We start from the raw sequence: 13,581 nt of genomic DNA on the forward strand, positions 1-13,581 counted from the left end.
GGCGCCGCCCGGTCCGAGAGTGGGAACAGGATCGACCGCACCGCACTCGGAGCCCCTCATGTCCGTCGTACCGCCCCCCTCGCCGCTGTCGCCGGCCGACCGCGCCGACCACTGGCACACCCTCGTTTCCGGCACCTTCATCCCCCTCGACGTCGTGCTGCACGAGCGCGAGCGCTCGGTGGGGACGATCACCAGCCGCAGGCTCGGACCGCTGCAGATCTCCGTGGTCGAGGCCGGCCCGCAGACGGTGACGCGCAGCGAGCGCCGGATATCCGAGGGCGGTGCGGAGTACCTGAACGTCACCCTCCACCAGCGGGGCACCGCCAGGCTCGCCCAGGACGGCCGCCGGGCCCTGGTCAGACCGGGCACCTTCACCTGCTCGGACGCCGGCCGGCCCTTCCTGCGGGAGCAGCCGGACGACTTCCGCTTCACCGCGTTCCGGGTGCCCAAGCAGGGGCTCGGAGTCTCGGAGGACGACCTGCGGGCCGTCACCGGAACCCTGTTCAGCGGCAGTTCAGGGACTTCCGGGCTGGTCGCCGGATACCTGGCCCGGCTCGCCGAGCAGGCCGACGCCTTCGACCCGTACACCGGCCACCAGCTCGCCCTGACCACGGCCGACCTGCTGGCCGTGCTGGTCCGCGAGCGGCGCGGGCGGCTGGACCCCCGGGCGCCGGAAGCGGCGCGGGGCATGCTGGCCCGCGTCAAGGAGTACGTCCTGCGCCACCTCGGCGACCCCGGTCTCTCGCCGGAGCGGATCGCGACCGCGCACCACGTCTCGGTGCGGTACCTGCACAAGCTGTTCCGCTCCGACGGCACCACGGTGGGCCGCTGGATCCACCGCGAGCGGCTGGAACGCTGCCGGCGCGAGCTGTCCCGGCCGCCGGGGTCCGCCGCGGTGTCGGTGTCGGCGGTGGCCCAGCGCTGGGGTTTCGTGAGCCCCTCCCACTTCAGCCGGGCCTTCCGCGCCGCCTACGGCATGCCGCCCGGCCAGTGGCAGGCGGACGCCCGGGCCCGGATCGGACCGGGCCCGGGCGAGGCCTGACGGCGCGGGCGGAGCGGGGCAGGACGCGCGCCGCGCCCGTGCCTCCGGCTCACAGCGTGCGGCGTACGCCCGCCTGCCGTTCCACGTTGCGCAGCTGCACGGCAAGATCCCCCTCGACCGCGTGGTGCGCCGGTCCGCTGCGGCCGATCGGGAGTACCTCCTCGCCGCGCATGTCCTCCAGCATCAGCGCGTACGCCGCGTAGGCGGCCACGAGCCCCACCACGAGGCCGAGCGCCCCGGCGGTGCGCGTGAGCCACTCGGCGCCGGTCAGCCCGGCCAGCCCCGTCGCCGCCCAGCGGGGCAGGGAGGCCACCAGCACGCACCACAGGGCGCGTTTGGGCCGGGTCACCGCCGCCATGAGCGCCCCGAAGCACAGGAACGCCAGGTTGAACACGCCGAGCACCTCCGGCCCGCCGGCCGCTCCGGAGGCCATGACCAGCGCGTACGCCAGCCAGCTGCCGGCGAAGGTGCCCATCAGGGTCGCGGCGATCACGTCCCGGGCCCCGAAGGCCAGGACGCTGACGAGCAACTGCAGGACGAAGGCGGGCAGCACGCACAGGGCGACCGCCCGCCGGTCCTGCGCCTGGAGGACGCCGAGCTGCAGGCAGCCCGTCATCACCGAGGCGATCGCCACCGTGAAGAAGCCGAGGGGCATCGGTGAGGCGATCGGGTGCAGGTTGATCCGGGTCATCGAGCGGAGGTCCGGCTCGAAGCGGCGCCCGGACGGCCCTGCGCCGTGGCCGTGGCCGTGGCCGTCGTCGCCGTCGGCGGTGCCGGGGACTGTGGTCATCTGCGCGGTCTCCTGGTGGTTCAGTGCGCGAAGCAGGGGTCGACGAGGTCAGGCGCCGGCCCGGGGACCGCCGCCTCGCCCCGGGCGGCGCGCCGGCGGCGGTGCCGTTCGGACTCGGCGACGGCCTCCGCCATCGCCTCGGCCTGCAGGGCCCCGCCGCCCGCGTATCCGCCGAAGCGGGCCACGGGGCTCCACGGCGGGGCGACCGGCGGCAGGGCCTCCTCCAGGCCCGCGTACTCCGCCTCCGCGTGGACGATGCGTCCGCCGACCACGGTGAGCACCGACTCGATGTCGGGGATGGCCGCGTCGGGCACGGTGAAGTAGTCCTCGGACAGGACGGCGAGGTCCGCGTAGTACCCCTCCCGCAGGACGCCCTTGACGTGGTCCTCGCCGGTGAGCCGCGCCCCGCCCCGCGTGTACAGGCCGAGGGCCTCCTCCCGGCCGAGGAGGTTCGCGGCCGGGTAGAGGGCCGTACCGCCCACGGTGCGGCCCGTCACCAGCCAGTGCAGCGCCACCCACGGGTTGTACGAGGACACGCGCGTGGCGTCGGTCCCGGCCGCGACGGTCAGACCGCGCTCCAGCATGGCCCGCACCGGCGGGGTGCGGGCGGCGGCCTCGGCCCCGTACCGGTCGAGGAAGACGGTGCCCTGGAAGGACATCCGGTTCTGCACGGACACGGCCCCGCCGAGGGCGGCGATGCGGTCCAGGCTCCGGTCGGAGACGGTCTCGGCGTGGTCGAAGAGCCAGCGGCCGCCGCCGGGGAACAGCCCCTCGGCCGCGAGCCTCTCGAACACGGCGAGGTCGCGGCGGATGGTCTCGTCGTAGGTGGCGTGCAGCCGGAAGCCCCAGCCGTGTTCCAGCAGCAGCCGGACGGCCTGCTCGAACTCGGCCTCGTAGCCCTCGGCGAGCGAGGGCCGGGGTTCGGCGAAGTTCTCGAAGTCCGCGGCGGCCCAGGTGAGGTTCTCGCCCGCGCCGGCCAGGCGCAGCCACTCGTCGCCGTCGCCGGGCCGGACGGTCTGCGTCCAGCGCCTGAGGTCGGCGAGCTCCTGACCGGCGGTCTGCGGGAACAGGTAGTAGGCGATCCGCAGCGAGAGTTCGCCCGAGCGGGCCAGGTCGACGACGGTCTCGTAGTTGCCGGGGAAGTTCTGGAAGCCGCCGGCGGCGTCGAGGGCGGAGGTCAGCCCGAACCGGTTGAGTTCCCGCAGGAAGTGACGGGTGGAGGTGCGCCGGTCCGCCTCGTCCAGGGCCGGGGCCTTGGCGAGGGTGGAGTAGAGCAGGAGGGCGCCCGGCGCCGCCAGCAGCACCCCGGTCGGCTCGCCGTCCCGGCCGCGGACGATCTGGCCGCCGGCCGGGTCGGGCGTGTCGCGGGTGTACCCGGCGGCCCGGACGGCGGCCCGGTTCATCAGGGCCGACTGGTACAGGTGCAGGACGAAGACGGGCGTGTCGGGCGCGGCCGCGTTCAGCTCGGCCACGGTCGGCATCCGGCGCTCCGCGAACTGCTCGGCGGTCCAGCCCCCGACGACCCGGATCCACTGGCCGCGCGGGGTGCGCCCGGCCTGCTCGCGCAGCATGGCCAGCGCCCGGCGCAGGCTGCGCACGCCGTCCCAGCGCAGCTCCAGCACGTAGTTCAGGCCGCCGCGGATGACGTGCAGGTGCGAGTCGTTCAGCCCGGGGACCACACGGCGGCCGAGGGCGTCGACGACCCGGGTGGCGGGGCCGACGAGCCCGGCGAGTTCGTGGTCGTCGTCGCCGAGGGCCAGGACCCGGCCGTCCTTGACGGCCACGGCGCGGGCCCCGGGCCGGGCGGGGTCTCCCGTGAAGACCTTGGCGTTGCGCACGACGAGGTCGGCCGCGGAGCCGTCGTGGAGTTCCGCGGCCGGGCGTATGCCGGCGACGGGCATGCTGGGCGCGCCGCTCATGCGAGGGCCTCGCGCAGGGTGGCGACGGCGAGCGAGATGGCGAGGGTCGCGGCCGCGGTTTTGCGCAGGGCGTTGAGCATGACGAAGTCGTGGATGGTGCCCAGGGCGCGCAGTGCGGTGACGGGTACTCCGGCCGCCCGCAGCTTCGCGGCGTACGCCTCGCCCTCGTCGCGCAGCACGTCGGCCTCGGCGGTGATGACCAGGGCCGGCGGCAGCCCGGTGAGCTGCTCGGTCCGGGCCCGCAGCGGGGAGGCGGTGATCTCCGCGCGCTGGGCCGGGTCGGTCGTGTACTGGTCCCAGAACCAGAGCATGGCGTCGCGGCGCAGGAAGTACCCCTCGGCGAACTGCAGGTAGGACGCGCTGTCGAAGGAGGCGTCGGTCACCGGGTAGAAGAGGACCTGCTGGACGAGGCGGACGTCGCCGCGCTCCTTGGCCATCAGCGTGAGGGCGGCGCTCATGTTGCCGCCCACCGAGTCGCCGGCGACGGCGAGGCGGCCGCCGTCCAGGCCGTGCCGGCCGCCCTCGGTGGTGATCCACCGGGCGACGGCGTAGTTCTGCTCGATGGCCACGGGGTAGCGGGCCTCGGGGGAGAGGTCGTACTCGGGGAAGACGACGGCCGCCCCGGCGCCGACGGCGAGTTCGCGCACCAGCCGGTCGTGGGTGTGGGCGTTGCCGAAGACCCAGCCCGCGCCGTGGATGTAGAGGATGACGGGGAGCGGGCCGGTGGCGCCGCTCGGGCGGACGATGCGGGTGCGGACCTCGCCGGTGGGGCCGCCGGTGACGGTGACCCATTCCTCGTCCACGGGCGGGAGGGCGACGCCTTCGCCGCTCTGCACGTCGTCCACGGCCTTGCGGCCGTCGGCGACGGGGATCTCGTAGAGGAACGGCGGCTTCGCGGTGGCGTCGGCGAAGGCCTGGGCGGCGGGCTCCAGGACGGGGCGGCTGGTCATGGTGACTCCTTCGGAGGAAGCGGTGGGGAGGTTGCCGGTACGGCGCCCAGGATCACGCCGGTGGCCGTTCCCCCGCGGGAGACGGCCACCGGCGCGCCGGAGCGGGACCCGCTCAGCCGAGGAAGGCGAGCAGGGCCGCGTTGACCTCGTCGGCGTGGGTCCACAGCAGGCCGTGCGGGCCGCCGGGGACGGTCACCAGCCGGGCGCCGGCGATGCTGCGCGCCAGCGGGACGGCGGTGGAGTCGATCGGCAGGGTGCGGTCGGCGTCGCCGTGGATGATCAGCGTGGGCACGTCGATGCGGGGGAGGTCCGCGCGGAAGTCGGTCAGCCAGGCCTGCACGCAGTCGAGGGTGCCCTTGGCGGAGGCGCCGACGGCCACGTTCCAGCTCGCCCTGACCGCCTGTTCGCTGATCCGCTCGCCGCCCAGTACGTCGACGTTGTAGAAGTCGGCGAGGAAATCGGTCATGAAGGCGAACCGGTCGGCGCGGATGGCCTCCTCGATGCCCTTGAAGACCTCGCCCTCGACGCCCGCCGGGTTGTCCTCGGTCTTGAGCAGGAAGGGCGGGACGACGCCGATCATGACGGCCTTGGCGATCCGCTCGGACCCGTACGTACCGAGGTAGCGGGTGACCTCGCCGGTGCCCATCGAGAAGCCGACGAGTACGGCGTCGCGCAGGTCGAGCGCGGTCAGGACCTCGTGGAGGTCGGCGGCGAAGGTGTCGTAGTCGTAGCCCTCGGCGGGCTGGTCGGAGCGGCCGAAGCCGCGCCGGTCGTAGGTGATGACCCGGTGGCCCGCGGCGAGCAGGGCGGCGGTCTGCTTCTCCCAGGAGGCGCCGTTCAGCGGCCAGCCGTGGATCAGCACGACCGGGCGGCCGGAGCCGTGGTCCTCGTAGTGGAGCCGGACGGGGGCGGAGTTGCCCTCCGCGACCTCGATGTGGGGCATGGATGTGCTCCTGTGCGGGATGGGGGATGTGGGATGGGGCATGCGGGAGGGGAGTGCGGAGTCCGGTGCGGTCCGGTGTGCCCGCTACGGCGCGGACGCGCGCGGAGCGCCGGCCGGGGCGCGGTGCAGGACGAGCCGGGTGAGCAGTCCGCTGCCGACGCCGGCGGCGAGCACGAGGACGGTCCACCACAGGGGGTAGGGCGGCAGGCCGAGCGCGCGGTCGAGGGACCAGGCGCCGGGGCCGGTGGCGGCCAGGGCGGCGGCGGTGCCGATCAGCACGAGCGGGTACTCGTAGCCGTCGTTCTGCACCCACAGGCCGTTGTGCCACTTCACGGTGACGGCGACGGTCATGACCCCGATGGCCCCGGTCGCGGCGAGCGGGGTCAGCAGTCCGGCGGCGAGCAGCACGCCGGACCCGATCTGGCCGCCGCCGGCCGCGAGGGCGGTGAGGGCCCCGCCGCGGAACCCGTCGGCGCGGAACTCCCGCGCACCGCCGTCGAGTCCTCGCCCGCCGAGGCGCCGGCTGACCTTCTGCACGCCGTGGCCCGCGATGAGCAGGCCCGCCAGCAGCCGCAGCAGGAGCAGGCCGGTGTCCGGGGAGGTCATCCGGCCGCGTGCGCGCCGATGACCGCCTGCGCGTAGACGACGCCGAGGCCGTACGCCCCCGCGTGCTCCTTGACGATCTCCATGACGGCGCCGTAGGTCTCCGAGCGGGCCCAGTCGCGTTGGAGTTCCAGGAGGACCTGCACCCAGGTGACGGGGACCGCGCCGGCGGCGAGCATCCGCTGGAGGGCGTGCTCGTGGGCGGCCGGGCTCACACCGCCGGAGGCGTCGGTGACCACGTAGACCTCGTACCCCTGGGCGAGCGCGGACAGCGCGGGCAGTACCAGGCAGACCTCGGTCCACAGACCGGAGAGGATGATCTTCTTGCGGCCGGTGGCCCGGACCGCCTCGACCAGCGCCTCGTCCTCCCAGGCGTTCATGCTGGTGCGGTCGACGGCCTTGTGGCCGGGGAACACGGCGGCCAGCTGCGGCAGCAGGGGTCCGGAGAAGGACTCGGCGGCGACGGTCGTCAGGACGGCCGGGACGTCGAACGCGCGGGCCGCCTTCGCGAGGCCCACCGTGCTGTTGATGATCGCGGCACGGTCGCCGCTCCCGGTACCGAAGAACATCTGCGGCTGGTGGTCGATGAAGAGCATGACCGAGTTGTCGGGCGTGAGCAGGTCCGCGCTCGGGGCGGCGTGGACCTGGGCGATGTCGAACACGAGGGTGTCCTCTCGGAAAAGGGCGGAATCAGAAGCGGAAGCGGCCTGCTGGAGCTACTCCCGGTCGGCCGCCCCGGCACCGTAGGCCGGCTCTGATCGGCCCGGTTGCCCGTCCGTGCCCGGCCTCTTGCCCACCCGTGCACCGCCGCTTCCGGAAGGCCGGGAAGCGGAGCCCGTGACAAGGGTGAGGATCGGCCATTTCAGTGGCGTGATATGCACCTTAATTGGATCACGACATCGTGCTTGGATGGCGCCCCACGGTAATTCGTTTACCGCTTAACGTTTTTGACGAACCGGCGGTAACTGCGCGAAGCGCCCAGGTTACGGAGAAGGGAGAAAAAGTCGGACGGAAGGAAATGGGCCTTCCGTCGGCTCGACTTCCGCAAGATCCGTTATGTAGTGTTCCAGTTATTCACCGCCCAACGGGGGGCGGACGGCGGCTTCGGGTTTGGTCCGGACTATTTCCGGAGTGTGACGGCCCCGGAGAACCGGCAGATCACCGCCCCCGCCACGCTCCCCATTGGGGGAATGCGTGTCCCGACACGGGGGATCAATCATCCGGTTCCAGCTTTTGGGGCCCTTGAGCATTGCGCACGGCCCGGAAACCGTCGTTCTCAAACCGTCCAAGCCGACCAGTCTTCTCGCCGCACTTCTGCTGCACCCGAACACGGTGGTGTCCACCGCATACCTGCTGCGCGCCGTATGGGACGAAGAACCGCCCGCCACGGCACGCGCCGCACTGCAGACGTGCGTCCTCCGGCTGCGCCGGCTGTTCGCCAAGTACGGCATATCCGCGACCACCATCGAGGCCGTCCCCGGCGGATACCGGATGCACTGCGACACCGAGACCCTCGATCTCGTCCAGTTCCGCGCGCTCGCGGCCCGCGCCGGATCGGCGGGCGGGCCGGGGGAGGAGCTCTACCGGCTGCGCGAGGCACTCACCCTCTGGCAGGGGCAGCCCCTCGCCAACGTGGCCTCCCGCATGCTCCAGGAGGACGCGGTGCCCGCCCTCGAACAGGAGCGGCTGCGGGTGCTGGAACGTGTCTGCGACCTCGAACTCGCCGCCGGGAACTGCCATCAGGTCCTGGTCGACCTCTACGAGAGCGCACGCCGGCACCCGGTGCGCGAGCGGTTCACCGAGCAGCTCGTCGAGGCGCTCTACCGCACCGGACGGCAGGCCGAGGCGCTCGCCGAGTACCGCACGGTCCGCGACCGGCTGCGGGACGAACTCGGCATCGACCCGGGACCGGGGCTGCGCCGCCTCGAACTCGCCATCCTGCGCGCCGAGGAGCTGGCGCCCGCCCCGCCGGAACCCGCGCGCGCCGCGGTGGCGGCCGCGGCCGGACCGGCCGCGCTGCCCGCCGGCGCGTCCGTACCCTCCCGGCCCCCCAGGGCGGTGCCGCCCGTCCCCGCCTTCGCCGGACGCGACGCCGACCGCCGGGCCATGGCCGCCCGGCTCACCGCCGCCGACGGACCGCGCCTGGTCGTCGTCTCGGGAGCGCCGGGCATCGGCAAGTCCGCGCTCGCCCGCCAGACCGCCCACGAGGTGCAGGAGTCCTTCCCCGGCGGCGTGTTCACCCTCCAGCTGGCCCGGCCCGACGGAACCCCGGTCCCCGTCGAGGAGGCGGCGCGGCTCATGCCCGGGCCGGCCCCCGGCCGCCGACTGGTCGTCCTGGACGGCGCGGCCGGCGCCTGGCAGGTGCTGCCGCTGCTGCCCGCCGCCGAGGACGCCGCCGTCCTGGTGACCAGCAGGCGCCAGCTGGCCGCGGTCGTCGCCACCCACGGCGGCGCCGTGCACCGCCTCGACGTGCTCCGCTCCGCCGAGGCGCACGCGCTGCTCGCCGGGCTCGTCGGCGCCGAACGCATCGCGGCCGAGCCCGCTGCCACCCGTGAACTGGCGTCCGTGTGCGGCCACTTCCCGCTCGCCCTGCGGATCGCGGCGGGGCGGCTGCTCACCCGGCCCGGTCTGTCGGTCGCGGACTGCGCGGCCTGGCTCGCGGAGGATCCCCCCGCACGGCTCGCGCTCGCGGAGGACGCCGGGCTCTCCGTCCCCGAGGTGCTGGGGCAGGCCCTCGACGCCCTCGCCCCCGCGCTGCGGGAGGCCTTCCTCCGGCTGGGCGAAAGCGCCGAAGCGGGCGACCCGGGGGCCGGGGAGAGCGAGTCCGTACTCGAACAGCTCGTGGAGGAAGGGCTGTTGGAGGACGGGCCACCCGGCCCGTACCGCCTCCACGCGCTGCTCCGCATCTACGCGCGTTGGCGCGTGCGCACGCACGAGACGGCGGCCACGGCCGCACCTCGCTGACCCCACCGCTGAAGGCTCCTCCCCGATTCCCGCCCAGACCGCACCCAGGGGTGTTCCCATGGCCCACGCCAGCTACCAAGCCGTTGCCGAGACCCGTCCCCGGATCCGCCGGGACGTGCTGTTCACCGAGACGCCCGACGGCGTGCTGTTCCACAACGCGGACGGCGGCTTCCGGCTCACGGCCAAGTCCGCGTACCGCTTCGCGACCCTGATCGTCCCCCACCTCACCGGCGAGCACTCGGTCGCCGACCTGTGCCGGGGCCTCGGCGAGGCGCAGCGGGCCATGGTCGGCGAACTGGTCCGGACGCTGTACGAACGGGACTTCGCCCGGCCCGTCACCGCGCCCGCCGGACCCGCCGCCGGCGAGCCCGCGCCCGATGCCGACGTGGTCCGCCGGTACGCCCCGCAGATCGCCTACGTCGACCACTACGCCGACGACGCCGAAGCCCGCTTCCTCCGCTTCCGGAACACCCGCGTGGCCGTCCTCGGCGACGACGACGTCGCCCGCTGGTGCGCGTCGAGCCTGATACGCAACGGCTGCGCGCTCGTCGGCGTGACACCGGCCCTGAGCGCCCCCGCGCCCGGCCCTCACACGCCCGGCCCCGACGCGTCGGGCCCTGACGCGTCCGGCGCGCCCGAGCTCGACGCGGAGGTGGCCGAGGCCGTCGCCGACGGCTGCCCGGCGCAGCTGCGCACGCTCCCGACGGACCCCGGCCGGGAGCCGTCCTGGTCCGAACTGTCCGACTACGACTTCGTGGTCGTCACCGGAGGCCGTACCGCGCCCGCCCGCGTGCTGCCCCTGCTGCGTGCCGGGATCCCCGACGGCCGCACCCTCCTGCCGGCCTGGTCGTTCGGCACCGACGCCGTGATCGGCCCGCTCATGACGTCCGGGACCCCCGGCTGCTGGGCCTGCGCCGCGCTCCGGCTCGGGGCGGCCGCCGGCCGCGACGGCTCCGCCGCGGCCGAGCTGTGGAGCACCCTGGCACTGCCCGGCGGGTCCGCCGCGGGCGGACCGGAGCCGGGGCGGCCGCTGGCCGCGATGATCGGCAACCTGCTGGGCTACGAGGTCTTCCGCCACACCTCCGGATCCCTGCCCGCCGAGACCGCCGGCCAGGTGATCGTGCAGGACATGGCGTCCCTGGACGTGACGGCCGAGCCGCTCCTCGCCCACCCCCGCTGCCCGTTCTGCTCCCCGGACCCGGAAGAGGCGGACCGGGCCGCGGCCCCCGTGGACCTCGCCGAGGCCGGCACCGCCGCCGTCCCCGCCCTGCCCACCCTGGACACCGCACGCGAAGCCGACGCCCTGGTGGAGGAGCTGAACCGGCGCTCCGCGCTCGTCCGCCCGTACACCGGCGTCTTCACGCGCTACGCCGACGAGCCGCTGACCCAGATCCCCCTCAAGCTGAGCGTGGTCGAGTTCGGCACCGGCCGTGCGGGGACCCGGGCGATCGCGGCCTTCGACGTCCACCACGTCGCCGGGGCCCGGATGCGGGCCCTCGACGCCGCGGCCGTGCTCTACGCCGAGCACGTCGTCCCCGCGTACGCCGTCACGGCCGGTGGCGAAGGCGCGGTCGCGGAAGCCTCGCTGACCATCGCCTCCGGCCTGCCCGGTACGGCCACCGCCTGGCAGCGGGCCGTCTCCCTCGTCACGAAGGAGCCCGCCCTCGTACCGGCGGGCGCCGTCCGCCCCTTCGGCCCGCACAACGGCGACCGCCTATTCGAGCGTACCCGCGCCGGCGCCGGCGCCGGACCCTCGCCCGCCGACGCGGCCGCCGCCGGCCTGCTGTCCGCCCTGGCCCACGACGCCCTGCTGCGGGCGGTCCGCGGGGCCGCGGCCGTACCCGTACCGACGGTGGACGACGCCGACGGCCCTGACGGTACCGACGACGCCGAACTGGTCTTCCTCGTACGGTCGGCGGACCGGCTCGGACTGGCCGTCGAGCTCCTCGACCTCGGTGAGGCCGCACGCTCCGGCGTCCAGGTGCTGCTCGCCCGCGCCGGGGAGCGCTGGGCCGTGGGCGCGGGACTCGACCGGCGGACGGCGACCGTGGCCGCGCTGCGGGACCTGCTGGGCGCCGTGCAGTTCGAGCGGGACGAGGCCGCCCCCGGCGGACCGGCCGACACCGGTGACCCCCTGCTCGCCGACCTCGACGCCCGTACCCTCACCACCACGCCGCACGCCCGCTCCGCCGACGCCGGCCGGCCCGCCGCCGGCTGGTCCGAAGTGCTGGACCGGCTGCGGGCGGCGGGCCGCGACGCCTACGTCGTCCCCACCGGCACCCCGGACCTCGCCTCGGCCGGACTCCACACCGCCAGAGTGCTGCTGACCACCGCCCAGGAGCCGGGCGATGACCACTGATCAGTCGACAACCGGCCCCCGCCCCGGCCCCCGCCCCAGCCCCGGCCCCCGCCCCGGTTCCGGCCCCGGCCTGGCCGGCGCGCTCGGCCCCGACGCGGCGGCCCGCTTCACCGCGCGGCTGCACCGCGACCTCGCCGCGCTCGGCGGGCCCCGGATCACGCTCACCCCCCTCGGTCTCGGCGACGCCTTCACCCGGCCCGTCCCCGAGCCCGCCGACGGCGCGACCGTGCCCGTGCACCTGTACGGCCACCAGGCGGTCGTGGGACCGACCGGCGGCTGCGCCCGCTGCCTGGAACGCCGCTGGCAGGCGGTACGGTCCGTGGCGCTGCGGGACGCACTCGAACTCGGCGGCGGCACCCGGTCCGCGGGGGAGTGGCCCTACGCGCACCCCTTCGCCGCCGCGGCGCTCGCCGCGCTGGTCACGGCCGCCCGGAAGCCCCGCCCCGACGGAGCGGAGCCCGGCGGCGCCTTCCCCGACGTCCTGCTGCTGGACCTGCGGACCGGCCGCGTACGCCGGTACCCGCTGGTCCCGGACCCGGAGTGCCCGGTCTGCGCCACCCCGCAGGCGGACACCGCCGCCGCGGCCGTGCCCGACCTGGCACCCGCGCCGAAACACCGGCCCGGGGTGTTCCGCACCCGCCCCGTGGAGTCGTACGGGATCGACGTGGCGGCCTTCGCGAACCCGCTGTGCGGGGCGCTGGGACCCTCCCTCGTCCAGGACGTCTCCTCCACCTCCACCTCCGCGACCATCGGCTGCTTCTCCATGCGCTCGGGCGCGTACCTGCGCGAGACCTTCTGGGGCGGGCACACGGACTCCTTCGCGCGCAGCGCGCGCGTGGGGGTCCTGGAGGGCCTGGAGCGCTACGCCGGGATGCGGGCCCGCGCCCGGACCACGAGCGTCACCGGTTCGCTGAACCGGTTCGGCGCCGACGCGGTCGACCCGCGGGAGGTCGGCCTCTACAGCGAGGCCTTCCACCGGGACAACCCGCGCGTGCGCCCCTTCGACCCGGACCGGCAGATCGCCTGGGTGTGGGGCTGGTCGCTGCGGGACCGGACGCCCCGCCTGGTTCCGGAGATCCTGACGTACTACCACGCCCCGGGCCTGGAGAACCGGTTCGTGCAGGAGAGCTCCAACGGCTGTGCCTCCGGCGGCAGTCTGGCGGAGGCGGCCTACTTCGGCCTGATGGAGGTCGTCGAGCGCGACGCCTTCCTGCTCACCTGGTACGGGCGCCAGCCCCTGCCGGAGATCGACCCGGCCGGCAGCTCCCGGCCCGCGACGCGGGCGATGGTCGACCGGCTGGCGATGTACGGCTACCGGGCCCGCTTCTTCGACACGCGGATCACCTTCCCCGTTCCCGTCGTGACGGCGGTCGCCGAACGCTTCGACGGCGGCCCCGGCCGGATGTGCTTCGGCGCCGGCGCCGGCCTCGATCCGGAGGCCGCCCTGGCCTCGGCGCTCTGCGAGATCGCCACGGACGCCGTCAACCTGCCCGGGCGCACCGCACGCGACGAGGCCCGGCTGCGCGCCATGGCGGCCGACTTCGACCTGGTCACGGCACTGCACGACCATCCGCTCGTCTACGGGATCCCCGAGATGGGCGTGCACGCCGACTTCCTGCTGCGCGGCCCGGGCCGCGCACAGCCGCGGACCGTCGCCGAGCTGGAGTGGCCCGACGCGTGGGGCGCGCCCGCCTCCGACGACGTGCGCACCGACCTGGAACGGTGCGTGTCGGCGGTCGCGGCCGAGGGCTTCGACGTCGTGGTCGTCGACCAGACGATGCCCGAACAGCGGGCCCTCGGACTGCACACCGTGAGCGTGCTCGTCCCCGGGCTGCTCCCCATCGACTTCGGGTGGTCCCGGCAGCGGGCGCTGGGCATGCCGCGGATGCGGACCGGCCTGTTCGCCGCCGGTCTGCGCGAGCGCCCGCTGGAGCCCGCCGACCTCAACCCGGCACCCCACCCCTTCCCCTGACCGGCCACCGCCGGCGTCCGATCCGAACGCAGGAGGACC

The 13,581-nt window shown here is 74.9% G+C and carries 10 protein-coding genes; 4 read left to right on the forward strand and 6 right to left on the reverse strand.

Translation table 11 applies throughout. The annotated features are described in order from the left end of the window. Positions 1 to 58 precede the first annotated feature (58 nt). Positions 59 to 1,042: a helix-turn-helix domain-containing protein gene (locus AB0O53_RS02150; RefSeq protein ID WP_350988983.1), complete on the forward strand. Its 984-nt coding sequence runs from the start codon at positions 59 to 61 to the stop codon at positions 1,040 to 1,042. A 49-nt stretch (positions 1,043 to 1,091) separates the two neighbouring features. Here the strand turns inward: AB0O53_RS02150 and AB0O53_RS02155 are convergent, their stop codons facing one another. The 6 genes from AB0O53_RS02155 to AB0O53_RS02180 all read right to left on the reverse strand — a co-directional run bounded on the left by AB0O53_RS02155 (position 1,092) and on the right by AB0O53_RS02180 (position 6,909). Further along, a complete protein-coding gene (locus tag AB0O53_RS02155; protein WP_434094314.1) occupies positions 1,092 to 1,832 on the reverse strand; it encodes a GPR1/FUN34/YaaH family transporter in 741 nt (246 codons plus the stop codon). Between the two features lie 20 nt (positions 1,833 to 1,852). After that, positions 1,853 to 3,751, reverse strand: a complete 1,899-nt coding sequence (locus tag AB0O53_RS02160; RefSeq protein ID WP_350988985.1) for an amidohydrolase — start codon at positions 3,749 to 3,751, stop codon at positions 1,853 to 1,855. Continuing rightward, positions 3,748 to 4,701, reverse strand: a complete 954-nt coding sequence (locus AB0O53_RS02165) for an alpha/beta hydrolase (RefSeq protein ID WP_365192761.1) — start codon at positions 4,699 to 4,701, stop codon at positions 3,748 to 3,750. The genes AB0O53_RS02160 and AB0O53_RS02165 overlap by 4 nt, the downstream gene beginning before the upstream one ends. A gap of 112 nt (positions 4,702 to 4,813) precedes the next feature. Then, the gene (locus tag AB0O53_RS02170) at positions 4,814 to 5,644 is read right to left on the reverse strand and encodes an alpha/beta fold hydrolase (protein WP_350988989.1); all 831 of its coding nucleotides are present in this window, start codon (positions 5,642 to 5,644) and stop codon (positions 4,814 to 4,816) included. Between the two features lie 84 nt (positions 5,645 to 5,728). Further along, positions 5,729 to 6,250, reverse strand: coding sequence for a DoxX family protein (locus AB0O53_RS02175; RefSeq protein WP_365192764.1), 522 nt, complete (start codon positions 6,248 to 6,250; stop codon positions 5,729 to 5,731). After that, positions 6,247 to 6,909 carry a hydrolase gene (locus tag AB0O53_RS02180; RefSeq protein ID WP_350988991.1) on the reverse strand — a complete coding sequence of 221 codons (663 nt, stop codon included), beginning with the start codon at positions 6,907 to 6,909 and terminating at the stop codon, positions 6,247 to 6,249. The genes AB0O53_RS02175 and AB0O53_RS02180 overlap by 4 nt, the downstream gene beginning before the upstream one ends. Before the next feature lie 580 nt (positions 6,910 to 7,489). Between AB0O53_RS02180 and AB0O53_RS02185 the strand changes: the two genes are divergently transcribed. From AB0O53_RS02185 to AB0O53_RS02195, 3 genes are read left to right on the forward strand one after another with little or no spacing between them, the layout of a single operon-like run. Further along, the gene (locus tag AB0O53_RS02185; protein ID WP_365192766.1) at positions 7,490 to 9,211 is read left to right on the forward strand and encodes an AfsR/SARP family transcriptional regulator; all 1,722 of its coding nucleotides are present in this window, start codon (positions 7,490 to 7,492) and stop codon (positions 9,209 to 9,211) included. A gap of 58 nt (positions 9,212 to 9,269) precedes the next feature. Beyond that, positions 9,270 to 11,570, forward strand: a complete 2,301-nt coding sequence (locus tag AB0O53_RS02190) for a TOMM precursor leader peptide-binding protein (RefSeq protein ID WP_350988994.1) — start codon at positions 9,270 to 9,272, stop codon at positions 11,568 to 11,570. Next, on the forward strand, positions 11,560 to 13,542 hold the full coding sequence (locus tag AB0O53_RS02195; protein WP_365192769.1) for a TOMM precursor leader peptide-binding protein: 1,983 nt from the start codon (positions 11,560 to 11,562) through the stop codon (positions 13,540 to 13,542). The genes AB0O53_RS02190 and AB0O53_RS02195 overlap by 11 nt, the downstream gene beginning before the upstream one ends. Positions 13,543 to 13,581 lie beyond the last annotated feature (39 nt).

Origin of the sequence: Streptomyces erythrochromogenes, from assembly GCF_040684695.1 — a bacterium.
Taxonomy (GTDB): Bacteria; Actinomycetota; Actinomycetes; order Streptomycetales; family Streptomycetaceae; genus Streptomyces; species Streptomyces erythrochromogenes_C.

Bases quoted from the DNA above. Each gene is read 5' to 3' on its own strand.
- AB0O53_RS02150 (WP_350988983.1), top strand. From the start codon at position 59: ATGTCCGTCGTACCGCCCCCCTCGCCGCTGTCGCCGGCCGACCGCGCC.
- AB0O53_RS02155 (WP_434094314.1), bottom strand. From the start codon at position 1,832: ATGACCACAGTCCCCGGCACCGCCGACGGCGACGACGGCCACGGCCAC.
- AB0O53_RS02160 (WP_350988985.1), bottom strand. From the start codon at position 3,751: ATGAGCGGCGCGCCCAGCATGCCCGTCGCCGGCATACGCCCGGCCGCG.
- AB0O53_RS02165 (WP_365192761.1), bottom strand. From the start codon at position 4,701: ATGACCAGCCGCCCCGTCCTGGAGCCCGCCGCCCAGGCCTTCGCCGAC.
- AB0O53_RS02170 (WP_350988989.1), bottom strand. From the start codon at position 5,644: ATGCCCCACATCGAGGTCGCGGAGGGCAACTCCGCCCCCGTCCGGCTC.
- AB0O53_RS02175 (WP_365192764.1), bottom strand. From the start codon at position 6,250: ATGACCTCCCCGGACACCGGCCTGCTCCTGCTGCGGCTGCTGGCGGGC.
- AB0O53_RS02190 (WP_350988994.1), top strand. From the start codon at position 9,270: ATGGCCCACGCCAGCTACCAAGCCGTTGCCGAGACCCGTCCCCGGATC.
- AB0O53_RS02195 (WP_365192769.1), top strand. From the start codon at position 11,560: ATGACCACTGATCAGTCGACAACCGGCCCCCGCCCCGGCCCCCGCCCC.